Annotated in this window: 18 protein-coding genes; 10 read left to right on the top strand and 8 right to left on the bottom strand. The window is 64.1% G+C overall.

Annotated features, from left to right (window positions below):
* From FJW08_RS15625 to FJW08_RS15615, 3 genes are read right to left on the bottom strand one after another with little or no spacing between them, the layout of a single operon-like run.
* The gene (locus FJW08_RS15625) at positions 1-936 is read right to left on the bottom strand and encodes a DmsC/YnfH family molybdoenzyme membrane anchor subunit (RefSeq protein ID WP_140811349.1); all 936 of its coding nucleotides are present in this window, start codon (positions 934-936) and stop codon (positions 1-3) included.
* Between the two features lie 6 nt (positions 937-942).
* On the bottom strand, positions 943-1,677 hold the full coding sequence (locus FJW08_RS15620) for a 4Fe-4S dicluster domain-containing protein (RefSeq protein WP_140811347.1): 735 nt from the start codon (positions 1,675-1,677) through the stop codon (positions 943-945).
* Entirely contained in the window at positions 1,674-4,604 is a 2,931-nt protein-coding gene (locus tag FJW08_RS15615) for a molybdopterin oxidoreductase family protein (RefSeq protein ID WP_181182941.1), read from the bottom strand. The genes FJW08_RS15620 and FJW08_RS15615 overlap by 4 nt, the downstream gene beginning before the upstream one ends.
* A 278-nt stretch (positions 4,605-4,882) precedes the next feature.
* Here FJW08_RS15615 and FJW08_RS15605 point away from each other — a divergent pair, with 278 nt between their 5' ends.
* Positions 4,883-5,779 (top strand): LysR family transcriptional regulator, encoded by an 897-nt coding sequence (locus tag FJW08_RS15605; protein ID WP_140811345.1) that lies wholly within the window; start codon positions 4,883-4,885, stop codon positions 5,777-5,779.
* A 2-nt stretch (positions 5,780-5,781) separates the two neighbouring features.
* On the opposite strand, the gene FJW08_RS15600 is transcribed toward FJW08_RS15605, so the two are convergent.
* The 4 genes from FJW08_RS15600 to FJW08_RS15585 all read right to left on the bottom strand — a co-directional run bounded on the left by FJW08_RS15600 (position 5,782) and on the right by FJW08_RS15585 (position 13,132).
* Positions 5,782-7,038, bottom strand: coding sequence for an Hsp70 family protein (locus tag FJW08_RS15600; RefSeq protein ID WP_140811344.1), 1,257 nt, complete (start codon positions 7,036-7,038; stop codon positions 5,782-5,784).
* Positions 7,039-7,208: 170 nt separating this feature from the next.
* Positions 7,209-7,997 carry a TIGR02186 family protein gene (locus FJW08_RS15595; protein ID WP_140757841.1) on the bottom strand — a complete coding sequence of 263 codons (789 nt, stop codon included), beginning with the start codon at positions 7,995-7,997 and terminating at the stop codon, positions 7,209-7,211.
* Entirely contained in the window at positions 7,997-8,920 is a 924-nt protein-coding gene (locus FJW08_RS15590) for a sulfite exporter TauE/SafE family protein (RefSeq protein WP_140757840.1), read from the bottom strand. The genes FJW08_RS15595 and FJW08_RS15590 overlap by 1 nt, the downstream gene beginning before the upstream one ends.
* A gap of 192 nt (positions 8,921-9,112) precedes the next feature.
* Positions 9,113-13,132 (bottom strand): peptidoglycan-binding protein, encoded by a 4,020-nt coding sequence (locus FJW08_RS15585; RefSeq protein WP_140811343.1) that lies wholly within the window; start codon positions 13,130-13,132, stop codon positions 9,113-9,115.
* A 455-nt stretch (positions 13,133-13,587) separates the two neighbouring features.
* Between FJW08_RS15585 and FJW08_RS15580 the strand changes: the two genes are divergently transcribed.
* The 8 genes from FJW08_RS15580 (at position 13,588) to FJW08_RS15545 (ending at position 23,048) form a co-directional block, all read left to right on the top strand.
* Entirely contained in the window at positions 13,588-14,049 is a 462-nt protein-coding gene (locus FJW08_RS15580) for a MerR family DNA-binding transcriptional regulator (RefSeq protein WP_140757838.1), read from the top strand.
* Positions 14,050-14,316: 267 nt separating this feature from the next.
* Positions 14,317-16,107 (top strand): acyl-CoA dehydrogenase, encoded by a 1,791-nt coding sequence (locus tag FJW08_RS15575; RefSeq protein WP_140811342.1) that lies wholly within the window; start codon positions 14,317-14,319, stop codon positions 16,105-16,107.
* A 46-nt stretch (positions 16,108-16,153) separates the two neighbouring features.
* Positions 16,154-17,326 carry an acyl-CoA dehydrogenase family protein gene (locus tag FJW08_RS15570; protein WP_140811340.1) on the top strand — a complete coding sequence of 391 codons (1,173 nt, stop codon included), beginning with the start codon at positions 16,154-16,156 and terminating at the stop codon, positions 17,324-17,326.
* A gap of 32 nt (positions 17,327-17,358) precedes the next feature.
* Complete coding sequence (locus tag FJW08_RS15565; protein WP_140811339.1) at positions 17,359-18,567, top strand: acetyl-CoA C-acetyltransferase; 1,209 nt, start codon at positions 17,359-17,361, stop codon at positions 18,565-18,567.
* A gap of 13 nt (positions 18,568-18,580) precedes the next feature.
* Positions 18,581-20,863 carry a 3-hydroxyacyl-CoA dehydrogenase NAD-binding domain-containing protein gene (locus tag FJW08_RS15560; protein ID WP_140811338.1) on the top strand — a complete coding sequence of 761 codons (2,283 nt, stop codon included), beginning with the start codon at positions 18,581-18,583 and terminating at the stop codon, positions 20,861-20,863.
* Between the two features lie 9 nt (positions 20,864-20,872).
* Positions 20,873-21,418, top strand: a complete 546-nt coding sequence (locus FJW08_RS15555; protein ID WP_140811337.1) for a thioesterase family protein — start codon at positions 20,873-20,875, stop codon at positions 21,416-21,418.
* 124 nt (positions 21,419-21,542) lie between these two features.
* Entirely contained in the window at positions 21,543-22,187 is a 645-nt protein-coding gene (locus FJW08_RS15550) for a helix-turn-helix transcriptional regulator (protein WP_140811336.1), read from the top strand.
* 9 nt (positions 22,188-22,196) lie between these two features.
* Complete coding sequence (locus FJW08_RS15545) at positions 22,197-23,048, top strand: thermonuclease family protein (RefSeq protein ID WP_348642674.1); 852 nt, start codon at positions 22,197-22,199, stop codon at positions 23,046-23,048.
* On the opposite strand, the gene FJW08_RS15540 is transcribed toward FJW08_RS15545, so the two are convergent.
* Positions 23,014-24,660 (bottom strand): lysine--tRNA ligase, encoded by a 1,647-nt coding sequence (locus FJW08_RS15540; protein ID WP_140811335.1) that lies wholly within the window; start codon positions 24,658-24,660, stop codon positions 23,014-23,016. The genes FJW08_RS15545 and FJW08_RS15540 overlap by 35 nt on opposite strands.
* A 157-nt stretch (positions 24,661-24,817) precedes the next feature.
* Here FJW08_RS15540 and FJW08_RS15535 point away from each other — a divergent pair, with 157 nt between their 5' ends.
* Complete coding sequence (locus FJW08_RS15535) at positions 24,818-25,231, top strand: tellurite resistance TerB family protein (RefSeq protein ID WP_140811334.1); 414 nt, start codon at positions 24,818-24,820, stop codon at positions 25,229-25,231.
* The last annotated feature ends 38 nt before the right edge of the window (positions 25,232-25,269 follow it).

Below are 25,269 nucleotides of genomic sequence, written 5' to 3'. Positions count from 1 at the left end.
CTATCGTCCATAATAGAGCATGACGGTGTGCTTCGCCTCGGCGAAGAACAGCCAGCGCTCGACCAGCATGCCGGCGAGCTGGACGATCGCGGCGAGCGCCGACAACACCGCCGCAAACGGCCACGGCGAGGCGAAGGCGGCGATCAGCAACAGGATCGGCAAGCCGAAGGCCAGCGCCTGCGCGATCCGACGCAGCTTCGCACTGTGCTTGCGCGCAATGCGGAAGCCCATTTCCTTGAGCAGGTAGTTTTCCTCGGTATGCGGCCATTCCAGGGATTGCACCGTGCCGCCGGAGAGCCCGGTCGCGGTGTTGGCGTTGGTCTGGATTTCAAGCTGGTCGTTATAACGCCAGGTCGCCAGCTTCCAGCCCCAGCCTAGCAAGATGAGCATTACCGAAGCTGCGAGGAGATTAGTCGAGCCGAGCGCAAAACCTTGCAGCAGGGCATTCACAAGAACGCAGCCGCTCATCGCCGAGAAGATGAGATAGCCGGGCAAGGTATAGGGACTGTGCCACTGCGCAATCGGCTTCAGCGAAGCATAGATCATGCCGGTCATGCAGACCGTAGCGATGGCGCCTAAGGTGGACAGAAGCCCCGCGGCCGCCACCCAGCCGTCGAGGCGGCCAAGGAAGACCCAGCCGATCCCGAAAAGGCCTGCGGGAACGAAGGTTGCGACCGAGGCGATGCCTTCGCGTGACAGCCATGAACTGGGCCATTGCGAGAACGCCCGCCATGCACGTTCGGGTCGGCCGAGGTGGCTGGTCGACGACAGCAGGCCGGCCGCGATCATGCCGAGCGCCAGTCCCATTCCGACGAAGCCCAACCAGAAATCGGGCGCGATGAAGCCGAGCGGGCCGAGCACGCCGAGCAGTGCGAGCAGCCCATAGCCGGCACCCGTGGCGGTGGTGAAGAAGACGACCGAAAAAGCTGGATGCATGGATGGTCAGCTCGAAAGCATGCGGTCGACCCAGCCCAGGAAACCGCCTTCGGCCCGCACCGGCTCCAATGCCTTCGCGGGCACCGATGCGGCGCGTTGCGTGTGAGCGCGCGGCGGCAGATATTTGTTGGTCGGGTGATAGCCGAGTTCGGGCATCAGGTCGACACCGCCCCGCTCCGCCACCAGTTGCGAAACGGGGGATTGGGGATCGCCGAGGTCGCCGAAATGCCGGGCGCTGGTCGGGCAGGCGGCGACGCAGGCCGGCACGCGGTCCTCTTCGGCCAGATTGTCGTTGTAGATGCGGTCGACGCAGAGCGTGCATTTCTTCATCACGCCGACATCCGTATCGAACTCGCGCGCGCCGTAAGGGCAGGCCCAGCTGCACAGTTTGCAACCGATGCACTTGTCCTCGTCGATCAGCACGATGCCGTCGGAGGCGCGTTTGTAGGAGGCGCCCGTCGGGCAGACGGTGACGCAGGCCGGCGTCTCGCAATGCAGGCAGGAGCGCGGGAAGTTCACCGTGCGCCCTCCCATCTCGGTGATGTGCTCGTAGCTGTGCACGCGGTTGAACCAGACCCCGTCGACATGGCTGCCATAAGGGTGGATGTCGGTCAGCGGCGCCATGTGGCCGCCGGTGTTCCACTCCTTGCAGGCGGTGACGCAGGCCTGGCAGCCGACACAGGTGTCGAGGTCGATGACGAGGCCAAGCTTCTTGCCGCCTGGACTGGGAAGACAGGTCATTCGGCCGCCTCTCTTGCCTGCCGGAACCCGGCGCCGAAAGTGAGCTTGTCGGGCGAGGGTTCGAAATGCGGCGGCTGGTGAAAACGCTCGAATTGCGGTTCGGTGAAGCCGGCCTCTTCAGCCGCGCATTTGACGATGCGGACGCGCAGATCGAACCACGCCGCTTGTCCCGTGACCGGATCGGAATTCGAATAGCGTTTGCCGCTGGCGTCAGCAGAAGTCTGGTCACCGATGATGTGGTTGAGCAGGAAGCCGCGATTGCTCTCGGCGGCATCGTCCTTCAGCCCCCAGCTGCCGCGCCTTTTGCCGATCGCGTTCCAGGTCCAGACCGTGCTCTCGTTCACCCCGTCGACCAGCTTGATCTGCCCCTTCACCTTGCCGTTGACGCTCTCGATCCACACCCAGTCGTCGTCGGCTAGGCCGAGGCCGGCCGCCGTCCGGTGATGTACGAACAGGCGGTTCTGGCTGGTGATCTGCCGCAACCACGCGTTCTGCGAACCCCAGGAATGGTACATGTGCATCGGCCGCTGCGTCAGCGCATGCAGCGGATATTTCTGCAGATCGACGGCCGCTTCCTCGAAGGGCACGTACCAGAACGGCAGCGGGTCCATGTAGGTCTCGATGCGGTTGCGCTCTGTCTCGGGTGGTTGCACCGGACCATGGCCGCGCGCGGCGAGGCGGAAGCGTTGCAATGGTTCGCAATAGAGCTGGAAGACGATCGGCTCGGCCTGGGGGATGAAGCCCAGTTGCACCGCGAAATCGAGATAGGAGCGGTTGGCCATCTTGTAGTAGCGCTGGTCGTCGGCGAAGTCGTGGTGCCAGAAACCGCCATTGTCGATGTAGCGTTGCAACTGGTTGGGGTTGACGTCGCCCTTGCCGATCGAGGTTTCGTCCTTGCCGCGCCAGCCGGCGAGCGGGCCGATGCCGGGCGTGCGTTCATGATTGACGATGTAGTCGGCATAGTCGCGGTACTTCGCCGAGCCGTCGTCATCGACGAAGCCGGGCAAGGCGAGCCGCGCGCCGAGTTCGATCAGCACCGACTGGAACGGCCTCACGTCGCGGTCGGGCTCGACGACAGGATGGCGAATGGCGTCGCCCGGCCCGTCGGCATGGCTGATCGGCCGGTCGAGCAGGCTGATGCAGTCGTGACGCTCGAGATACGTGGTGTCGGGCAGGACGAGGTCCGCGAACGGCACGGTCTCGGAATAATAGGCGTCGGAGTAGATGATGAAGGGGATCCTGTAGTTGCCCGCTTCGTCATGGTCCGTGAGCATGGCCATGGTCTCGACGGTGTTCATCGAGGAATTCCAGGCCATGTTCGACATGTACATCATCAGCGTGTCGATCGGGTATGGATCGCCGGCCCAGGCATTGCGGATGACCGTGTGCATCAAACCGTGCGCCGCAAGCGGCGAATCCCAGGAATAGGCCTTGTCGATGCGCAGCGGCGTGCCCGCTTCGTCGACCAGTAGATCATGGGGTCCACAGACGAAACCGAGCGGCATGCCGTCGAGCGGCGTCATCGGCCTTACGTCCTTGCCGCAGGGCTTCGGGCCCGGCGGCGCCGACCTGGGGTACGGCGGCTTGAAGCGGAAGCCGCCGGGAACATCCACCGTGCCCAGAAGAACCTGCAGCAGATGGATGGCACGGCAGGTGTGAAAGCCGTTGGAATGGGCCGAGATGCCGCGCATCGCGTGCATCGAAACGGGCCGTCCCTTGATCGTCTCATGCCGGCGCCCGGCCCAGTCGGTCCACGCGATCGGCAGTTCGATCGCCTGTTCGAAGGCGACATGGGCAAGTTCGGCGGCGATCCGGCGGATCGTTCCGGCAGAGATGCCGCAACGCTCCGCGACCGCATCTGGTGCGTATCCCTCGTCGAGGTAGCGGTCCGCAATGAGCTGGAATACAGGCACACAGCGGCGGCCATGGGCAGCGTAGGTGCCGGTCAGTGCCGGTTTGGCGTCGGCATCGGTGGCGCTCACCGGACGCTTCGCCACTCTGTCCCATGCCAGCGGATTGCCGTCGCTGTCGCGCGCGAACAGCCCGTCATCGGCCGCGCCCGGTTCCTGAATGACCAGGACATGCGCGTTGGTGTAGCGGAGCAGATAGTCGAGATCGACGCAGCCCGCCTTCAACAATTCGTGGATCAGCGCGAACACGAACAGGCCGTCCGTGCCCGGCCGGATGCCGATCCAGTCGTCGGCGATCGCATTGTAGCCGGTCCGGCACGGATTGATCGACACAACCTTGGCGCCGCGTGCCTTGAGCTTGCCCAGCCCGATCTTGATCGGGTTGGAATCATGGTCCTCGGCGACGCCGAACAGCATGAAGTATTTCGTGTTGTCCCAATCGGGCTCGCCGAACTCCCAGAACGAGCCGCCGATCGTGTAAAGGCCCCCGGCCGCCATGTTCACCGAACAAAAGCCGCCATGGGCGGCGAAGTTCGGCGTGCCGAACTGGCTCGCCCACCAGCCCGTCAAGGATTGCGACTGGTCACGACCGGTAAAGAAGGCAAGTTTTTTAGGATCGGTCCGGCGGATCTTCGACAGCCGCTCGGTGGCGATCGAGAAGGCTTCCTCCCACTCGATCTCGCGGAACTCGCCCGAGCCGCGCGGGCCGGTGCGCAGCAATGGTTTCTTCAGCCTGGCCGGGCTGTAGTGCTGCATGATGCCGGAACTGCCCTTGCCGCAGATCACGCCGCGATTGACCGGATGATCCTTGTTGCCGTTGATGTAGCGGACCTTGCCGTCCTTGATATGCACGTCGATGCCGCAGCGACAGGCGCACATGTAGCAGGTGGTCTTGGCGATGCTGTCGGAAACATCTGGCGAGGTGTCGACGCCATCGCCTTCATCGGGCGCGCGCGTGTCGGCAAGCTGGCGTTGCGAGGGGGCTGAATTGGCGCCGCGTGGCGGTCCGTGCATCATCATCCCGTGCTGCTCGCGCGGCCGGCGGATTTGGCTCGCGTCTTCGGCCCGGGGCCGCGCATGTAATGCTCTTCCGGGTGATATCGATCACCGGCCAACCGGCGCCGGATGCCGCGGGTCCAATGCGCAAGCAGGGATCTGAACCGCCCGATCATTTTGATCTCTGCGACCTGCAGGCTAATTTTTTCTAACTTCGCCCGAAAAAGTAGGATAAAGCTATCGACCGGTCTAATCAGTTGTTCTTGTAAATTCGATCGATATTGGTTCTTAATACGCGCATGACCCTGGATCAGTTGCGCATTTTCGTCGCCGTCGCCGAGCGCGGCCACATGACCAAGGCAGCCGAGCTCCTGGGCATTTCCCAGTCGGCCGCGTCGGCGGCCATTCGCGCGCTGGAAGAGCAGCACGGTGTGCATCTGTTCAACCGCGTCGGCCGCAATATCGAGCTCGCTCAGACCGGGCACCGTTTCCTGCCCGAGGCCAAGGCCGTGCTGGAGAGGGCCGCCGCCGCCCGCAATGTACTGGAACATGTTTCGCAGACGGTCGCCGGCAGCCTCTCCATCGCCGCCAGCCTGACCATTGCCAGCTACTGGCTGCCGCGCCGGCTGGCCTCCTTCCACGAGGCCTATCCGGCCGTCAGGCTGAGCGTCACCATCGGCAACACGAGGCAGGTCGAAGCCAGCGTGCTCGATGGCACCGCCGATCTCGGCCTGGTCGAAGGGCGCACCGAGTCCGACTTGTTGCGCCGGGCCAAGGTCGACACCGACCGGCTGATGCTGGTCGTCGCCAGCTCGCATCCCAAGATCGCCGAAACCGCACCGGGCCGCCCCGACATCACCGGTCTGCGCTGGATTATCCGCGAAGGCGGCTCCGGCACGCGCGAGGTGCTGGAGGACCTGGCGCGCCGCGAGGGGATTTCACTTGCCGACTTGCAGATATTTCTGGTGCTGCCCAGCAACGAGGCGGTTCGCCAGGCGGTCGAGGCGGGTGCCGGCGCGACCATCATTTCGGAGCTCGTCGTCGGGCGGGCCGTCGCCGAGGGGAGCCTGAGAGCCGTGCCGATCGAATTGCCGAAGCGCGACTTCGCCATGATCACCCATCGCGACCGTCAGGCAAGCCTGGCCCAGATGGCGCTGAAGGCGCATCTGGCTGCGGAGATGAACGGGTCAGGGTAGGATCAGCCGAACTTCCGCTGCGCATCGAGCGCCAGGCCAAGCCCGACCGATCCGAACATATCGCCTTCTATGACGGAAGCCTGCGGCACCAGCGACAGGATTTCCCGCCTTGCCAGCGGGATCGCCGTCGATCCGCCGGTCAGGAACACCGCGGTGATGTCGGATGGCTTGACTCCGGCGTCGCGGATGGTCTGCGCCACCGTCTCGGTGACCCGCTCGATTTCCCGGGCGATCGTTGCCTCCAGCCCGTCGCGCGTGATCCCGGCGGCGAACGCCGCGTCAGGCAGCTTCACCGCCACGTCCGCCGATGACCTGTCGGTCAGCTCTATCTTGGCTTTCTCGACCAACGCTGCCAGAGCGTGCCCGTAGCGGTGCTCGACGATATGGATGAAGCGGTCGACCAGGTCGGCGCGCGCGGCCTCGTAGCGGATTTGGCGCAGATGCGTCATCGCCTTGGCGGTGTAGACCAGATTGATGCGCTGCCATGTGGCGAGATCGATGAAGTAGCTGGCCGGCAGATTGCGCTTGCCGTCCTTGGTCGCGGAGAGATAGCCGAGCTGCGGCATGACATGGGCGATGCTCAGCAGCCGGTCGAAATCGGTGCCGCCGATATGGATGCCGCGGCTGGCGAGGATGTCGTCCTTGCGGTCGGTCGATCGCGAGCGCTCCGGCGAGACCCGCACGATCGAGAAGTCGGACGTGCCGCCGCCCATGTCGATGATCAGCGCCAGTTCTTCGCGCGTCACCTTCTGCTCGTAGTCGAGCGCCGCTGCGATCGGCTCGAACTGGAAAGCGATGTGCTTGAAGCCCTGGGCACGGGCAGCCTTTTCAAGCTCGCCTTGCGCCTCCGCGTCGGCTTGCGCGTCATCATCGACGAACTGCACCGGGCGGCCGAGCACCACGCTCTCCACCACGCCGCCGGCGTCCTCCTCCAGCCGCGTCCTCAGATGACCGATGAACAGGCCGATAATGTCGATGAAGCCGATCTGGCGCGCCTTGATACGCGTCTTCTCGTGGGCGAGCGAACTGCCGAGCACGCTCTTCAACGAGCGCATCAGGCGGCCTTCGATGCTGTCGGTATAATCGCCGATCGCGCGACGGCCGAAATAGGTATGGCCGTCCTCGAAATTGAAGAACACGGCACTTGGCAGAGTGGGCTGTTCGCCCTCCAGCGGGACCAGCCGCGCCTTGCCGTTCCGGATCACGCCCACCGTGGAATTGGACGTGCCGAAGTCGATGCCGCCGAATGCCTGATGCATTGCAGCCTCCTGTCATTGTTTCGTGGCGGCAAAACAGCGGCGACGCATCGCGCTGTCATCCGGATGGCCGGACCGCTTCGGCGAATTGTATGTGCGTGTTTGCCCCTGGGCTGGGAGGCGGCGGTTTATCGCATGGCCGGGAAAAGGGGAACCCCTCTTTTCCCGGAGCATCAATCTTTGCGGAACACCAGCCGGCCGAGCCAGCCCGTCACCATGGCCAGCGATATGGCGAACACGCCGTAGAGGAACGAATAGTCGTGGGCGACGCGGAAGATCGATTGTTCGAAGCCCGATTTGCGGATTTCGAGCTGCGCCGAACTCTCCTTGACGAACAGGCCGCTCTTGAACAGGAACGCGCGCGCCTTGTGCGTGCCGACCGGCACATTCGGCGCCAGCCTGACCGTGGCGCGAAACAGGTTCTGCGACAGGAATTGCACGCCGCCGACATTCTCGCTGTAGAGGCCGGTCGCCGTCTTGCGCTCGCGCAACGCCGCGGTGAATTCCTCGATCGTCGCGGGGCTGTCGCCGGCATCGGCGGGCTGCATGTAGAGGTTGGAGGCGCCGAGCGATAATTGCCTGTAGCTGTTGGGTTCGGTGATGTCCTGCAGAGGCCGCGTCGTCGCCACCGAGTAGGATACCGGCACGTTCTCGAAGGTCTCGGAGTCCAGATTGACCCAGACGCCGAGCACCCGGTCCTTGCGGCGCACCACCACCGGCTTGGGGGGCCCTTCGAGCACGACGATGACGTCGTAACGGCCCTGTCGTGCCACCAGGGGGTCGGGATTTTCCAGCGAACCGAAAATGGTCAGGTCGGCGCCGGAAAAGCCGGCGGTGATCGACACGGCGTCGGTGGAGAGACCGATCTGGATGCTTTCCGTCAGCGGCGTCTGCGCCTTCGCCGGCGCGGCGGCGGTCAGTGACAGGAGAGCGACGGCTGCGAACGCTTTCAGGCCTTTCATCAGTTGAGGCCCACGCCGGACAGCGAATAAAGGTTGGGCGGAGTGACGAACAGATCGGTGGCGAGCCGGATCGCCACCGCCAGCACCAGCAGCGCCAGCAGGGCTCTCAATTGCTCGCCGCGCAGCCGCTGCCCGGCCTTGGCGCCATATTGCGCCCCGGCTACGCCGCCTGCCATCAGAAGGAAGGCCAACATCACATCGACCGTCTGGTTGGTGGTGGCATGGACGAGCGTGGTAAAGGCCGAGGTGAAGATGATCTGGAACAGCGAGGTGCCGATGACGACATTTGTCGGCACCTTCAGCAGATAGATCAGTGCAGGGACCATGATGAAGCCGCCGCCGACACCGGTGACTGACGACAAAAAGCCGATGCTCGCGCCAAGGCCAAGCACTGGAATGACACTGACGAACAGCTTCGAGGCCCTGAACCGCATCTTCAGCGGCAGGCGATGGATCCAATTGTGCTGGCCAGACTTCTTCAGCACCGGTGCGGCGCCGCTTCGCGTGGCGCGCAGCACGCTGACGCTCTCGATCAGCATGATCGTTCCAACGGTGCCGAGCAGGGCGACGTATGAGAGCGAGATGAACAGGTCGAGTTGGCCTAGCTTGCGCAGGAAGCCGAACACGAAGATGCCGGCGGTGGAACCCACGATGCCGCCGGCCAGGAGCACGCCACCGAGCTTGAAGTCGAGCGTGCCTCGCTTCATGTGCGAAAGGACGCCGGAGACGGAAGAGGCGATGACCTGGTTGGCGCCGGTGGCGACCGCGATCGCCGGGGGGATGTTGTAGAAGATCAGCAACGGCGTGATCAGGAAGCCGCCGCCCACCCCGAACATGCCCGACAGGAAACCCACCGCGGCGCCCATGGCCAGCAGCACGAAGACGTTTACGGAAATTTCCGCGATCGGGAGATAGATGCCCACCCGTCAGTCTCGATCAGTTTGCCTGTCGGCGAATAAAGCCGTTGCGGACAGTATCGCATCGAAAAGCCAATTTTCTCTTGCGCCGACGCGGCAGCGTGGTCAACCCCGCCGCCGCGCCGAAACAAAAAGACAACTCAAGCAGTTAACAGGCAAATGTATGGCAAGAGCGTCGTGGAAACGACGCTTCTGCCGTTATTTGCGCGCCAGCAATGCCTTGACCAGTTGCTCGTCGACCGCGCCGGTCGCCGGCAGCTTGTTGGCGGTCTGGAAAGCGATGATCGCGTTCTTGGTCTTGTCGCCCATCACGCCGTCGGCGCCGCCGGCGTCATAGCCGTTCTTGTTGAGGATGAGCTGGATGTTCTTGACCGCCTTCTTCATGTCGATGCCGGCGGTCGTCTGCGGCGTGCCTTCCTGCCAGGATTCGGGAATATCCACCGAATTAGCTGTCGCGTTGAGCGGCTTGGCCTTCCACAATTCGGTCGCGGCGCGCGCCCGCTCGAGCTGCTCGGGCCGCAGCGCATTGGCGATCTCGTCGCGCTTGGCCGCGGCGTCCTTGTCGCCGGTCTTGGCGACGAGTGCGAACCATTTGTAGGATTCTTCCAGATTCTGCTTCATGCCGACGCCCTTGGCGGCGAGGATGCCGAGATTGAACTGGCTGTCCTTGACGCCGAGGTCGGCGGCCTCCTGGAACCAGTGCGCGGCCGATTCATTGTCGGTCACGCCATCCGCGGCCATGGCGAACAGCACCGCCAGATTGTGCATGGCGCTGGCGTTGCCCTGCGCGGCGGCGAGTTGGTACCAGGTCTTCGACTTCTTGATGTCGCGCGCGACGCCGATGCCCTTCTCGTAGAAATTGCCGATGCGGTATTCGGCTGGTGCGAAGCCGAGTTCCGCCGACCTCTCGTACCATTTGGCGGCAGCCGGCATGTCTTCCTTGACACCGCGCGACTCGGCGTAGCGCGAGCCCACCTCGAACAGTGCCTTGGCGTCGCCACCAGCGGCGGCGTCACGCAAGGCGGCAGGGCCGGCATCGGCCGGGATGTCGAACTTGGTCGCGGCCGTCGCCGCCGCCTTGTCCATGGGCGCAACGGCGCCAGTCGTGTCGTTGGCCGTTGCCGCTGTTGGCGCAGCAGGGGCCGGATCCGTCACGGTGGGAGCAGCGGTCATCGGAGCAACAGGCGCGGCCGATGCCATAGAGTCGGGAGCGGTTGTGCTCGGGCCGGAAGTCATGGTCGACGCAACCGGTGCCGGAGCGGGCGCGGCGGGCGCCCTATCCGGCGTCGCATCCGTATCAGACGGCATGGCCATGACGGTCTGCGCCGCCATGTCGTCCTTGCTTGCCGGCGCGGATTGTTCGGCCTGCCTGACGGCACGGGCCGGCGCGCTGTCCGTCGCCGCCGGCTGGATTTCGGTTTTCGGCTGGCTTGCGGTATCGACAGATGCCGTCTTTACCGGCTGCGAGGCGGCGATCGGGGCCCCGTCGTTATTTGCCACCTGGGCGGGATCCGAAAGAAAGGCCTTGCCGAGCTGCAGGCCGGCAAGCGCCAGCATGATCGCTGCCGCCGCCATCAGGATCGGCTTGCGCCGCGCCTTGAGGAGGTCGCCTATCCTAAGGGCCTTGACCGGGCCTTTCATCGTCGACTGGCGCTTGAGGGCGTCGGCCTCGGCCGCGGCCGCCTGCGCCGCGCGCCGGGCAGCGGCGATGAAATCCGATTTCGCTGCGTCGCTCTCCCCGAGCTTTGCCGGCTGTCCCCGCTCGTCGCGCACGCGCTTCATGATGGCGTTGAGGTCGGGCGCGCCAGAGCCGGGTTCCAGCGGGCGGTTGGCGACTTTCGGGTCGAGCGGCTCGTCGAGATCGGCACTCGGGAAATCAACGCTCGGCGCCGAGCCGGCCAGCGGCGGAACATCCGCCGCCTTCTTGCCCTTGAAGACGCGCGCCAGCCCGCCGAACATCGACTTGCGGCCTGCCGGCTGGTCCTCTCCGGCGACGATGTCGGAACCGAGTGCGGCCATCGCGGCGGCGGCGGCGGCTTCCGCGGGCGAGCGCGCGCCCGGCCGGGCAGACAAGCCCGATTCGACGTGCAGCGCCGGCTCGCCTGATGCCGGGTCGGCGCGCAATATGGCCATGGCACGCGCGTCGAGATCGGCCATGCCGGTCAGCGGCTGCGGCTCGTCCATGGCCATCGACGGTGCGTTCACGGCCATCTTGGGCCGCCGCGCGCCACGCCAGCCGCTCGGTTCGGTTGGAGCCACGTCGAGGAGTTCGCTCACCGCTTCGGACGATTCGCTGGTTTCCAGCGAACCCAGCCTGTCGACGATCTTGAGCAATGTATCGTGAATGGCTTCGAAGGTGCGCGAATTGCGCTCGTCGGAACGCCGCGTCAATGTCTCCAGCGTCTTCAGGTCCTGGGCAAGGCCAGATACCGCGGCCGTATTGGTGCTCGTTCCGGCCAGCGAGCGCACCGCGTTCTCAGCCGCTTCGCGTGCGGCGCCGAGGATGGAATCGCGGGTCCCGGCCAGTGCTTTCTCGATTTCGTCGAGGCGCGGGCTGATGTCCTCGAAGTCCGGCAATGGCGTACTGGGCTTGGAAAGATGCGCCGACAGGCCGGCGACCTGCGCCTCCAGGCTGCGGATCAGCGCCGGATCGATGCCGGCGACTTGGGCCGCCGAAGCGTCCAGCCGGCTTGAAATATCCTCGAGCCGGCTTTCCAGCCCGCGGATCGCCGCCTCGCCGGCGGGATCGGGAGCGCGCGTTTCCATACGCTTGGCCAGTGCGGTGAAGCGGGCATCGATGGCGTCCATGATGCCGGCGCTGTCGACCTGCGCCATGCTGCGCTGGTCCAGCCGGTCGGCAACCTCGTCCAGCCGGCGCTCGAGATCGCGAAACAGCATGTTGCCCTGTTCGATGGCGTCGCCCTGCCGACGCTCCATCATGCCCGACAGCACGTCGAAGCGCTGTTCAAGCCCGTGGAAGATGTAGTCGGCGTCAGGCATGGCCGGCGCCTGGTCGATCTTGTCGGCGATCAGCGCGATCTGTTTGGCGAGCCGTTCCATTGCCTGCTCGGGCAGGTTGGCGCGGCCGGCGAGGTCATCGACCCGGCTCGACAGCGTGTTCAGCCGGTCGATCACGACATTGCCGGGACGGTCCTGCGCCACTTCCTCGATCTGCTGGGCGAGCGAGTCGATCCGCTTCTCGATGCGCTCGAAGGCTTCATGGTCGATTGAATTCGCCTGTGCGGCGACTGTCGAGGCTACGATGGCGCGGGAAATCTCGTCCAGCCGCTCGTCGATCATGGCCAGCGTGCCGCCGCCGCGATTGTCCTGCTGGCTGGCGAAATGGTCGACCGCCCCGGCCAGTGTGCGGACCTTTTCCTCCAGCGAACGCAGCGACAGCGATTCCGGCAGGTTGTTGACGGCGTTGCTGATCTGCTCCAGCCGGTCGGTCAGGGCCGCAAGGGCTGGATCGTCGGAGCGCTTGCGCTGGTCGGCGTCGACGCGGTCTTCGAAAGCCGTCCAGCGGCGGTCGAAATCGTCCCAGCGGCGGTCGACCTTCTGCACGCTCTCCTCACGCGCCAGCGTGTCGAGCGCGGCCTTGACCTGCTCGAGTTCCAGTCGCAGCAGATTGACGCTCCTGTCGTCACTCTTCTCCGAGAGCGATTTGATGGCGCCGGAAAGCCGCTCGAATTCCAAGCCGAGTTCGGCGCTGCCCTTGCCTGTCGCGCCGGGCTTGGCATTCGCCTGGAAGGCGCGATCGATGTCCTTGCGCAGCGCGTCGAATTCGCGCTGCAGGCCCGAGGTCACCTGGTGGCGCAGTTCCTCGCGCATGCCGCGCAGCTCGCCCGCGATCTTGCCGACCATGGCGACGCTGTCTTCCTGGCCGCGCACACGGTCGATGTCGCGCGCGATCGCCTGATAATTCTGGTCGAAGGCAGGGGAGGGCGCCGGGTTGTGCGCACGCGGTGCCGGCTGCGGATCCTCATACCAGTGCTGCTGGGGCGTCGGCTGCGCGGCGGGATAACGCGGTTCGGCGGCGGGGTAACGCGGGTCGGCGCCATATTGGCGAGGAGCGGGGCGTGCCGTCGCGTCCTCGCGCGTCTGCCCCAGGCGCTGTTCCAGGGTCTCCAGCGAGCGGTTCAACTGCTCGAGCGTGGTCTGCGGCTTGCGCTGCCTGCCGGCATTGAGTGTATCGAGGTAGGACCGCTTGCTGTTCATCGGTGCGTCCGTCTTTCAGATTGGCCGGCTTGCGACCAGCTCCCCAAGTCCCTGCCGGAACGAGGCGACCGCGCTTCCATGCCACGGTGGAAGACTAGCTTCCCGGGTTTCACCCGCGCTCCGAAAAACCGTGAAAAATTCGATACAGGATAACCACGGGTAGCCGACATGCGCACATTTCGCCCAACGTGGTAAACAACGCGTTAACCAAGCTTAAGAAATTGCGAGGAAGTTGGCTGTCGCGACGTCCGGTGCGGCATAAAGCACCGTTTTCAGAACGCCCTTGCGTCATGAGGCGGCTATCGGTATAGAATTGACGTAAACGTAAATGGCGCGTCAACCGTGCTGTTTTGCGATTTGTTTGTCGAAACCACGGCCGGAAGCACGCCCCCGCTTCCAGTCAGGCGACGCCTGGTCCAGGACCGCGACGCCGCCAAACGGGGAAGCCAGTGACCATGAAACTTATCTCGGCCGGCGAGACCGCGGCCAATACCAATAATGCATCTGTCGAAGCCGGCGAGGATCTCTCGCGAATCGGCGAAATGGCCAAAAAGTACGGCGTGACGCTGCGCACGCTGCGCTTCTATGAAGATAAGGGCCTGCTCAACCCGCAGCGCGACGGTTCGACCCGTCTCTATACGCGCCGCGACAAGGCCAGGCTGAAGCTGATCCTGCTCGGCCGCAAGGTTGGGTTCTCGCTGCGCGACGTCAAGCAGATGATGGACCTCTACGATCCGACCGGTTCCAACACCAAGCAGTTGCGGCTGGCGCTGGACAAGTCGGAGAAGCAGCTCGCTCGCCTGCAGAAGCAGCGGACACTGATCGACGACGCCATCAATGAGCTCAGCGGCTCGATGTCTGCGGTGCGCAAGATGTTGGCCGAGCGTACGGCACCGCAGGCTAGCGTCGCGAGCTAAGCCACTCTCCGACACTGTCGGATCCCTTCACCGTCAAAGCCGCGTGGCCATGCCGCGCGGCTTTTTGCTATCTTTGGCCTGCTGTTTCCAGCTGCCTCGCGCAATGCCGCAACGCCAGGCGCCGGGCGCATGGCGGCGGAAATCTTGTCGCATCGAAAATATTGACGTTTACGCAAACGTCAATATTTGCTATTGCGGCTTCGACATTGGCCCGCTTGCCGCGCACGGCTTGATTTCGGGGCCTAATCCGCATGGTGGAGGAAAAGCATGCCGATCTACAGGGCCCCGGTCCAGGACACGCTGTTCGTGCTCAACGAAGTTCTGGGCTATCAGCGCTATTCGAACCTTCCCGGATTCGCCGACGCGACGCCCGACGTGCTGGAGGCAATTCTCGCCGAAGGTGCCAAGCTCGCCGAGAACGTCATGCATCCGCTCAACCGTGTCGGCGACATGGAAGGCTGCGTGCGCCACGACGACGGCTCGGTGACCACGCCCAAGGGCTTCAAGGAAGCGTTCGACCAGTATCGCGAAGGCGGCTGGATGGGCCTTGCGGCTCCCGTCGAGTTCGGCGGCCAGGGCCTGCCTTACACCGTCCACCAGGCAGTGTCGGAATACATGGTGTCGGCCAATATGGCGCTGATGATGTATCCGGGCCTGACGCAAGGCGCGATTGCCGCCATCATCACCCACGGCACCGACGAGCAGAAGGCGACCTGGCTGCCCAGGATGGTCGAGGGCACCTGGACCGGCACCATGAACCTGACCGAGCCGCATTGCGGCACCGATCTCGGCCTGTTGCGCACCAAGGCGGTGCCGAACGGCGATGGCACCTACAAGATTTCAGGCCAGAAGATTTTCATCTCGGCCGGTGAGCATGACATGTCGGACAACATCGTCCATCTGGTGCTGGCCCGTATCGAAGGCGCACCGGAAGGCGTCAAGGGCATCTCGCTGTTCATCGTGCCGAAGCTCAAGCTCGACGCGTCGGGCAATCCAGAGACGAGCAACACCGTTTCCTGCGGTTCCATCGAGGAGAAGATGGGCATCCACGGCAACTCGACCTGCGTCATGAATTATGACGAGGCCGAAGGCACGCTGCTGGGTGAGGCCAATGGCGGCCTGAAGGCCATGTTCACGATGATGAACGAGGCGCGGCTTGGCGTCGGCCTGCAGGGCCTGTCGCTGTCGGAGATCGCCTACCAGAACGCCGTCGCCTACGCCAAGGACCGCTTGCAGGGCCGTTCGCTGTCGGGTCCGAAGGCACCGGATAAGAAGGCCGATCCGATCATCGTCCATCCCGACATCCGCCGCTCGCTGATGACCATGAAGGCTTTCAACGAGGCCGGCCGCGCGCTGGCGCTGTGGACGGCGATCAAGTCCGACATCGCGCACCGCTCCGCCGACGACAAGGATCGCCAGGCGGCCGACGATTACACCGGCCTGATGACGCCGGTGGTCAAGGGCGTGCTGACCGACAAGGGCTTCGACCACGCCGTGATGGCGCAGCAGGTCTTCGGCGGCCACGGCTACATCGAAGAGCACGGCATGAGCCAGTTCGTGCGCGATGCCCGCATCGCCATGATCTATGAAGGCGCCAACGGCATTCAGGCGCTCGACCTCGTCGGCCGCAAGCTCGGCTTGAACGGCGGCCGCGCCATACAGGCCTTCTTCAAGGAGGTCGGCGAATTCTGCGAGGAGAACCGCGCGGACGAGAAGATGGCGCCCTTCACAAAGGGTCTGAAGAAGGGCCTCAACGATTTGCAGGCGGCCACCATGTGGCTGCTGCAGAACGGCATGGCGAAGCCCGACAATGCGGGTGCGGCCTCGACCGACTACATGCATCTCTTCGGCCTCGTGGCGCTGGGTTACATGTGGGCCCAGATGGCCAAGGCGGCACAGGGCAAGACGGGCGCCAATGGTTCCCAGCCCTTCTATGACAACAAGGTCGTGACGGCGCGCTTCTTCATGGAACGGATCATGCCGGAAACCTCGGCGCACCTCGCCCGTATTTCGAGCGGCGCCGATACGCTGATGGCCCTGCCGGCGGAAGCGTTCTAAACTCGGTCTTGCTAGCCTTTCTGCCTGTCGATACGCGGAGGAAATCGTGGCGACAAATCCCGCCGAAGTGCTCTCTTTGCCGAAACCAGCCTGGGCGGCCGACGAGGTCGGCATGCTCTACGACATGGCTACCCGTTTCATGTGGGAGGAGATCGCGCCGCGTTACGACGAGTTCGAGAAGAACGAGATGGTCGACCGCGAAAGCTGGCTGAAGGCAGGTTCCGCCGGCCTGCTCTGCGCGTCCATGCCGGAGGAATATGGCGGCTCGGGCGGCACGTTCGCGCATGAGAGCGCCATCATCGAGGCGATCGGCCATGTCGGCGTCGACGGTTTCGGCATCGGCCTGCACAATTCGATCGTAGCACCCTACATCCTCCATTACGGCTCGGAAGAGCAGAAGAAGAAATGGCTGCCCAGGCTAGCCACCGGCGAACTGATTGGCGCCATCGCCATGACGGAGCCCGGCGCCGGTTCCGACCTGCAGGGTGTCAAGACCCGTGCCGAGAAGGACGGCAACCAGTACAAGATCAACGGCTCCAAGACCTTCATCACCAACGGCCAGCTCGCCAACTTCATCATCATCGTCACCAAGACCGATCCGGAGAAGGGCGCCAAGGGGACCTCGCTGATGATCGTCGAGACCGATGAGGTCGAAGGCTTCCAGCGCGGCCGCAACCTCGACAAGATCGGGCTGAAGGCCAACGACACGTCGGAACTGTTCTTCAACGACGTGCGTGTGCCGACCTCCAACCTGCTCGGCCATGAAGAGGGACAAGGCTTCGTCCAGCTCATGCAGCAATTGCCGCAGGAGCGGCTTCAGATCGGCACCGGGGCGATCGCCATGATCGAGCGGGCGCTGGCGCTGACGATCGATTACGTCAAGGAGCGCAAGGCCTTCGGCAAGGCGATCATCGACTTCCAGAACACCCAGTTCAAACTGGCTGAATTGAAGACCGAGGCCACCATCGGCCGGGTCTTCTACAATGACTGCGTCACCCGCCACATCGATGGCGGGCTGGATCCGGTAACGGCCTCGATGGCCAAGTACTGGCTCTCCGACCTGCAGGGCAAAGTCGTCGACGAATGCCTTCAATTGCATGGCGGCTATGGCTACATGAATGAATATCCGATCGCCCGCATGTTCCGCGACGCTCGCGTCCAGCGCATCTATGGCGGCACCAACGAGATCATGAAATTGCTGATCGGACGCTCGCTCTGAGCAGCTTTTCAGCGAACCCAAGGAGCATGAAAATGGCCGAAGCTTATGTCTATGACGCCGTGCGCACGCCGCGCGGCAAGGGCAAGAAGGACGGATCGCTGCACGAGGTGCCGGCGGTGCGGCTCGCCGCCAGGACGCTCGAGGCACTGCGCGACCGCAACGGGCTGGACACCGGCAACGTCGACGACATCATCTTCGGCTGCGTCGATCCTGTCGGCGAGGCGGGTTCCGTCATTCCGCGTGCCGCCGCCTTCGAGGCCGGCTACGACACCAAGGCACCCGGCATGCAGATCTCGCGCTTCTGCGCCTCCGGCTTGGACGCCATCAATTTCGGCGCCGCCAAGATCGCCCAGGGCGCCGATGAAATCGTCATCGCCGGCGGCGTCGAATCGATGTCGCGCGTCGGCATGGGCATGTCCGGCGGCGCCTGGTTCATGGATCCTTCGGTAGGCCTTCCCGGCTGGTTCGTACCGCAAGGCATTTCGGCCGACCTGATCGCCACCAAATACGGTTTCTCGCGCGACGACGTCGACGCCTACGCGGTCGAGAGCCAGAAGCGCGCCGCGAAATCCTGGGCCGATGGCCGCTTCAAGAATTCGGTCATCCCGATCAAGGACCAGAACGGTCTCACCATTCTCGACCATGACGAGCACATGCGGCCGTCGACCGACATGCAGTCGCTCGCCTCGCTCAACCCGTCCTTCGTCATGCCTGGCGAAATGGGCGGCTTCGATGCGGTGGCGGTGCAGAAGCATCCCGAGGTCGAGGAGGTCAACCACGTCCACCACGCCGGCAACTCGTCCGGCATCGTCGATGGCGCGGCGGCCGTGCTGCTCGGCTCGAAGAAGGCCGGCAAGGCGATGGGTCTCAAGCCGCGCGCCCGCATCCGCACCTTCGCCAACATCGGCTCCGAGCCGGTGCTGATGCTGACCGGCCCGGTCGACGTCACCGAAAAGCTGTTGAAGCGCGCCAAGATGAAGCTGTCGGATATCGACCTGTTCGAGCTCAACGAGGCCTTCGCTTCCGTCGTGCTTCGCTACATGCAGGCTTTCGAGATCCCGCACGACAAGATCAACGTCAATGGCGGCGCCATCGCCATGGGCCATCCGCTCGGCGCCACCGGCGCGATGATCTTCGGCACGGTGCTGGACGAACTCGAGCGCCGCGACTTGAACACCGCGCTGGTGACACTGTGCATCGGCGCCGGCATGGGCACCGCAACCATCATCGAACGCGTCTGACGGGGAGAGAACGATGAGCTACACCAATTTCACCCTCGACACCGACGCCGACGGCATCGCGCTGGTCACCTGGAACAGCCCTGACCGCTCGATGAACGTCTTCACCGAAGAGGTGATGCGCGAGCTGAACGCCATCGTCGACAAGGTGGCCGGCGATGCCGCCATCAAGGGCGCGGTGATCACTTCCGGCAAGGACAGCTTCTCCGGCGGGGCCGACATCACCTTGCTGCAGAAGATGCTGACCAGCTTCGCAACGGACAAGGTCAAGGATGTCGAAAAGGCGACCAAGGCGCTGTTCGACAATGCCGGCATCATGACCGGCCTGTTCCGCAAGCTGGAAACCTGCGGCAAGCCATGGGTCTCGGCGATCAACGGCACCTGCATGGGCGGCGCCTTCGAAATGTCGCTGGCCTGCCATGGCCGCGTCGCGGCCGATTCCGACAAGGTCAGGATGGCGCTCCCCGAGGTGAAGATCGGCATCTTCCCCGGTGCCGGCGGCACCCAGCGCGTGCCGCGGCTGACCGACCAGCAACAGGCGTTGCAGATGCTGACCTCCGGCCAGACGCTGTCGCCGCAGAAGGCGAAGGCGATGGGCCTGATCCATGAGATCGCCGAACCGGCGAAACTGGTCGAGACCGCCAAGGCGATGATCAGGAACGGCCTCAAGCCGGTGGCGCCGTGGGACGAGAAGGGCTTCAGGCTGCCCGGTGGTCCGATCTATTCGGCGGCGGGCGCCAATCTGTGGCCGCCGGCCATCGCCATCCTGCGTCGCGAGACCCATGGCAATTACCCGGCCGCCGCGGCGATCCTCAAATGTGTCTATGAGGGCCTCCTGGTGCCCTTCGACACCGCGCTCAGGATCGAGCAGCGCTATTTCACCGAGATCATGCAGAGCAAGGAAGCGGCGGCGATGATCCGTTCGCTGTTCGTGTCGCTGCAGGAGCTGAACAAGGGCGCGCGCCGCCCGGCCGGCGTGCCGGACACCAAGTTCAAGAAGATCGGCATCCTCGGTGCCGGCTTCATGGGCGCGGGCATTGCCTATGTCACCGCCAAGGCCGGCATTCCGGTGGTGCTGCTCGACCGAGATATGAACTCGGCCCAGAAGGGCAAGGCGCATTCCGAAAAACTGCTTTCGGAAAAACTGAGAAAGGTGGGCTTTGGGGGCGGTCACGCTGGCCCATCAGAAGACCAGGCAAAGCGAGCCGAAGCAGCACGGCAAGCAGTTCAGCTTGAAATCGATAAGGTACTCTCCCTGATCACGCCGACCGCGGACTATGCCGACCTCGCCGGCTGCGACCTCGTCGTCGAAGCGGTTTTCGAGGATTCCGCTGTCAAGAAGAACGCCACCGAACAGGCCGAGGCCGTGCTGAAGTCGTCGGCGATCTTCGCTTCCAACACCTCGACCATCCCAATCACGGGCCTCGCCAAAAACTCGGCGCGGCCGAAGAATTTCATCGGTATCCACTTCTTCTCGCCGGTCGACAAGATGATGCTGGTCGAGATCATCCTGGGCAAGAAGACCGGCGACAAGGCGCTGGCCACTGCGATCGACTTCGTGCGCGCCATCAAGAAGACGCCGATCGTCGTCAACGACACGCGCGGCTTCTACGTCAACCGCTGTGTGCTGCGTTACATGTCTGAAGCCTACAAGATGCTGATCGAAGGTGTGCCCGCTCCAATGATCGAGAATGCGGCGAAGGCCGCCGGCATGCCTGTCGGCCCGCTGGCGCTGACCGACGAGACAGCGATCGACCTTGCCCAGAAGATCATGAAGCAGACCATCGGGGATCTTGGTCACAAGGCCGTCGACCCCAGACAGATGGCGCTGATCAACATCATGGTCGACGACCACGGGCGCTTCGGCCGCAAGAATGGCAAGGGTTTTTACGACTATCCGGCCAAGCCCGCGAAGAAGAAGCTGTGGCCGGGGTTGAAGGACCTCTATCCGCAGCTCGCGGCCGAGAAGGTCGACTATGAGGAACTGCAGCAGCGCCTGCTGGTCACCATCGCGCTCGAAGCGGCACGCGTGATGGAAGAGGGTATCGTCACCGATCCACGCGAGGCCGATGTCGGCTCGATCCTGGCCTTCGGCTTCGCGCCCTACACCGGTGGCGCGCTGTCCTACATCGACGGGATCGGCGCCAAGCAATTCGTCAAGATCGCCAAGGGCCTGCAGAAGAAGTATGGCGCCGAGTTCAAGGCGCCCAAGCTGCTCATCGACATGGCCGAGAAAGGTGAGACCTTCTACGAACGCTTCGATCCCTATGCCAAGGGCGACGTGAAGCAGGCAGCCTGACATAGCGTCATGTATGTCTGGGCGCGCATGGCGCGCATGCTGGCCACGGCGCGCGGCCGTGGTCCCTATATGATGGGCGGCGAAGGCCGGCTGGCCTTTCGCTGCCTGCCGACCGACATCGATTTCAACGTCCATCTCAACAATGCGCGCTACATGATGCCGGCCGACCTTGGCCGCATAGACCTGTTTGTCCGCGCTGGTCTCATCACGCTGGCTAGGAAGAATGGCTGGGCGCCGATGATGGGCGGGCTGCAGGCCGTCTACGCCCGCGAGATCCGTCTGTGGCGGCGCTTCGAAGTGGTGTCCTCGATCGAGACCTGGGAAGGTACCCAGGTCATCGGCAAACACCGTTTCGTCCTCGACAATGGCGAGACGGCCGCCGTGATCATGACGACGGCCGGTGTCTACGACCGCAAGGCGCGCCGCTTCCTCGACATTGACGAGGTAGTCGCCGCACTTGGCCGTGCGGTGAACCCGCGGCCACCGACCGAGGCGGAACGCATTTTCATGACCTCGCATCGGGGTTTGCGCGCCTTGGCCAAGGGAACAGGCTGATCCCGGAAATTGTAATCTCTTCGGCCTTCACGGTGCATGGCGTGGGCCCGCGCCTGGTAGACAAACCGGTATGCAGGGACTAGAAGGAACAGGCATTTTTTCCTGTCTCGAAGGAGCGCGCAAAATGCTCTCGCACGACCGCGTGTGGGCCGCCATAGACGCTCTGGCCGAGCGCTATTCCCTCTCGGCCTCGGGTTTGGCGAGGCGCGCCGGTCTCGATTCGACCGCCTTCAACAAATCGAAGCGCCTGTCGTCGGATGGCCGCCCGCGCTGGCCCTCGACCGAATCGCTGGCCAAGATCATCGAGGCGACGGGCGCTTCGCTGGACGAATTCACCGGGCTGATCGAAGGTCGCGGTGAGGTCGTCGTCGCGACGTCCCGCCGGCGCGCCGTGCCGTTGCTCGGCTTTGCCCAGGCAGGCGCCGGCGGCTTCTTCGACGATGCCGGCTTTCCGGCGGGGCAGGGCTGGGATCTCGTCGAATTGCCGGCGCAATCGACCGAAAGTTCCTATGCGCTGCAGGTGCAAGGAGATTCCATGCTGCCCCTCTACCGCAACGGCGACGTCCTCATCGTCGAGCCGGGCGCCGCCACCCGCAAGGGCGATCGCGTCGTCGTCAAGACCACGTCAGGCGAGGTGATGGCCAAGGTGCTTGAGCGCCAGACCGTCAAGTCGATCGCGCTGGTCTCGCTCAATCCGGAGCATCCCGACCGCGACATCCCCATGCGCGAGGTCGAATGGGTGGCGCGGATCGTCTGGGCAAGCCAATAGGTGCAACGGGTGCGACTTCCTCATCTCGTCCTGGCGGTTCTGATGGTTCCGGTGATGGCGGCGTTGGTCGTTGCCGGCGGACGCACGCTGAAAGGCAGCACGAGGACTGTTGCGGTGGATCAGATCGATCCCGGCGCCGATACGATCCCGCTGGCCGACACCGGGACGGTGCCAGAAGAACCTGCCACCTCCGCCATACCTGCTCCCCAGCCGCCAAAGCCGGCGGCGCATTCGAGGGCGATCGATCCGCAGGTCGTCGCACCGCCGGAACTGCCCGCCGGAGAGCTCGAGCGGGTCGAGCCGCGCGAACCGCTGAGCACGCTGGCGCTGGCCGTGCCGCCCAAGCCGAAGATGCCCGACGACTGGAACGGCACGAAGCTGTTCCAGCCGGTCGCGCCGGCTGCCGGCCTGATCGAGGCGAAAGGCTATTCGGTCGCCGTTTCCGGCATCGATGTCGTCGGGCAGGACGAGACCTGTACCACAGACGGCAAATCCTGGCCGTGCGGTATCCGTGCTCGCACGGCGTTCCGCGCCTTCTTGCGCGGCCGCGCCGTGGTCTGCTTGGTGCCGCCGGAAGGTGGTCGCGACCGGATCGCGGCGGAGTGCCGGATCGGCAAGCTGGATGTCGGTCAATGGCTGGTCGAAAACGGCTGGGCGCGCGCCGCCAAGGGCGGGCCCTATGTCGAGGCCGGCGACAAGGCGCAGAGCGCGAAGAAAGGCATTTTCGGACCGGCGCCGAACCTCGCCGGCATCTCGGCGGCGCCTGCCGCCACGGCCCCGGCGCCCCAGGCGCCGGGTTCGATCCTGGAAGAGGACGGCGGCGTCCTCAAGCCAGCTGACCAGCCAACGCCTTCTGAATGAGCGAGCGGGTCTCGGGGACGCCGTAGAGGGCGGCGAAGGATCCGAAGCGTGGGCCGCGTTCCTGACCGATCAGTACCTGATAGATCATCTGGAAGAAGGCGCCCGAAACGCCGGGGCCGCCTTCCGGACTCTGCTTGGAATGATCCTGATAGCGTTCGATCTTGCGCGCCACATTGAGCGAAGCGTTCTGGATCGCCTCGCCGCTGGCGCCCGCCGGCAAGTCGCCAAGTGCCTTTTCGAGAGCCACCAGCGCTTCGCGCTCGACCTCGTCGGCCGGTCGAAACGTTTTCGTCGGCTTCACGAAATCGTCGAAATAGCGGATCGCATAGGCCGTCAGCCGGTCGAGCTCGGGATGGGTGGCCGGCGTCACGCCCTGTACATGGCGCGAGATGAAGCCCCACAGCACGTCCTTGTTTTGCGCATTGGAGGCACTGACCAGGTTGAGCAGCAGCGAGAATGGCACCGGCATGTCGATGGCGGGCGGATTGCCGTCATGCATATGCCAGACCGGGTTGCCCAGCCGCTCCTTCCAGTCCTGACGGGGATAGGCGGCGAGGAAGGTGTAATATTCGTCCACCGCCCGCGGTATGACGTCGAAATACAGTTTCTTGGCCTGCCGCGGCCGCTGGTACATGTAGAGCCCCAGGCTCTCGGTCGGTGCATAGGCCAGCCATTCGTCGATGGTCAGGCCATTGCCCTTCGACTTGGAAATCTTCTGGCCGTTCTCGTCGAGGAACAGCTCGTAGACGAAATGGTCCGGCGCCCGCCCGCCCAGGATGTTGCAGATGCGGTCATAGACCACCGCATTGGTCTGGTGGTCCTTGCCGAACATCTCGAAGTCGACGCCGAGCGCCGCCCAGCGCATGCCGAAATCCGGCTTCCACTGCAGCTTCACCCGGCCACCGGTGACCGGCAGCGTGGTTTCGGTGCCTTCATCGTCGAAGGTGATGGTGCCGGCCTTGGCGTCCACATGCTTCATGGGAACGTAAAGCACGCGCCCGCTCTTCGGCGAGATAGGCAGGAAGGGGCTGTAGGTCGCCTGTCGCTCAGGTCCGAGCGTCGGCAGCATGACCGCCATGATCTGGTCGTAGCGTTCGGCGGCGCGCAACAGCATCGCATCGAAGCGGCCGGCCTTGTAGTACTGCGTCGCGCTGGCGAATTCGTAGTCGAAGCCGAACGTGTCGAGGAAGCGGCAGAGCATCGCATTGTTGTGGTCGGCGAAGCTCGCATAGTCGCCGCCGAAGGGGTTGGGCACCGATGACAGCGGCTTGTGCAGATACGGCTCGAGCGCTGCGCGATCCGGCACGCTGTCGGGTATCTTGCGCATGCCGTCCATGTCGTCGGAAAAGCACAGCAGCTTGGTGGCGACTTTGTCCCGCGTCAGCACGCGGAACGCATGGCGCACCATCGAGGTGCGCGCCACTTCGCCGAACGTGCCGATATGCGGCAGGCCCGACGGTCCATAGCCGGTCTCGAACAGGATCGTTTCTGGAAAGTCGGCGCCCTTGTAGCGCTCGATGATCTTTTTGGCTTCCTCGAACGGCCATGCCTTGCTCTCGACCGCAGCCGTCAGCAGTTCGGGATTGAGATCGATGATGTTTGATCCCGCCATGGTCCTGTTTTCCAAAATTATTCGCCGTTCTGGCTGCAAGTGTCGATTTTCAACCGGTCTCTAGGCGCGCGTGGCCGGAGCGTCAACGCGTGGAGCGCTTTTTCCTTGCGGCCTCGGGCTCCCCTTCCTACCTTCGGAGCCCGTCAAGGAGTAAAGAATGCCGTCGCCGACCCCACATGAAGCCCTGATCTATCTGATGGTCATCACATCGGCCTCAGACCGGGACATGACCGACATCGAACTGGCCAGGATCGGCGAGGTCGTCCGCTCGTGGCCGGTGTTCGAGGATTTCAGGCAGGACCGGCTGGTTTCCGTGGCCCAGGCCTGCCAAAAGATGCTCCAGGAAAAGGGTGGGCTGGAGGGGACCCTGACCCAGGTTGCGGAGGCGCTGCCGGAGCGGCTGCACGACACCGCCTACGCCGCCGCCTTCGAGGTCGCCGCCGTCGATCTGGAGATGCGGATGGAGGAGGTGCGCGTGCTGCAACTGATCCGCCGTCAGCTCGATCTCGACACGTTGACCGTGGCGGCCATCGGCCGTGCGGCCAAGGCAAGGCTTCGCACGCTCACCTGAAGAGAGCGTTATGCCGACTCAGAAAAAACTGACCGGGA

Origin of the sequence: Mesorhizobium sp. B3-2-1, assembly GCF_006439515.1 — a bacterium.
Lineage (GTDB): Bacteria > Pseudomonadota > Alphaproteobacteria > Rhizobiales > Rhizobiaceae > Mesorhizobium.
Note: the sequence above shows the minus strand (reverse complement) of the source record. Positions and strands in the feature narration are given on the sequence as shown.

What these genes read in the sequence shown, in the direction of transcription:
- FJW08_RS15625 (WP_140811349.1), bottom strand. Translation starts at nt 936, where the DNA reads ATGCATCCAGCTTTTTCGGTCGTCTTCTTCACCACCGCCACGGGTGCC.
- FJW08_RS15620 (WP_140811347.1), bottom strand. Translation starts at nt 1,677, where the DNA reads ATGACCTGTCTTCCCAGTCCAGGCGGCAAGAAGCTTGGCCTCGTCATC.
- FJW08_RS15615 (WP_181182941.1), bottom strand. Translation starts at nt 4,604, where the DNA reads ATGATGCACGGACCGCCACGCGGCGCCAATTCAGCCCCCTCGCAACGC.
- FJW08_RS15605 (WP_140811345.1), top strand. Translation starts at nt 4,883, where the DNA reads ATGACCCTGGATCAGTTGCGCATTTTCGTCGCCGTCGCCGAGCGCGGC.
- FJW08_RS15600 (WP_140811344.1), bottom strand. Translation starts at nt 7,038, where the DNA reads ATGCATCAGGCATTCGGCGGCATCGACTTCGGCACGTCCAATTCCACG.
- FJW08_RS15595 (WP_140757841.1), bottom strand. Translation starts at nt 7,997, where the DNA reads ATGAAAGGCCTGAAAGCGTTCGCAGCCGTCGCTCTCCTGTCACTGACC.
- FJW08_RS15585 (WP_140811343.1), bottom strand. Translation starts at nt 13,132, where the DNA reads ATGAACAGCAAGCGGTCCTACCTCGATACACTCAATGCCGGCAGGCAG.
- FJW08_RS15580 (WP_140757838.1), top strand. Translation starts at nt 13,588, where the DNA reads ATGAAACTTATCTCGGCCGGCGAGACCGCGGCCAATACCAATAATGCA.
- FJW08_RS15575 (WP_140811342.1), top strand. Translation starts at nt 14,317, where the DNA reads ATGCCGATCTACAGGGCCCCGGTCCAGGACACGCTGTTCGTGCTCAAC.
- FJW08_RS15565 (WP_140811339.1), top strand. Translation starts at nt 17,359, where the DNA reads ATGGCCGAAGCTTATGTCTATGACGCCGTGCGCACGCCGCGCGGCAAG.
- FJW08_RS15560 (WP_140811338.1), top strand. Translation starts at nt 18,581, where the DNA reads ATGAGCTACACCAATTTCACCCTCGACACCGACGCCGACGGCATCGCG.
- FJW08_RS15555 (WP_140811337.1), top strand. Translation starts at nt 20,873, where the DNA reads ATGTATGTCTGGGCGCGCATGGCGCGCATGCTGGCCACGGCGCGCGGC.
- FJW08_RS15550 (WP_140811336.1), top strand. Translation starts at nt 21,543, where the DNA reads ATGCTCTCGCACGACCGCGTGTGGGCCGCCATAGACGCTCTGGCCGAG.
- FJW08_RS15540 (WP_140811335.1), bottom strand. Translation starts at nt 24,660, where the DNA reads ATGGCGGGATCAAACATCATCGATCTCAATCCCGAACTGCTGACGGCT.
- FJW08_RS15535 (WP_140811334.1), top strand. Translation starts at nt 24,818, where the DNA reads ATGCCGTCGCCGACCCCACATGAAGCCCTGATCTATCTGATGGTCATC.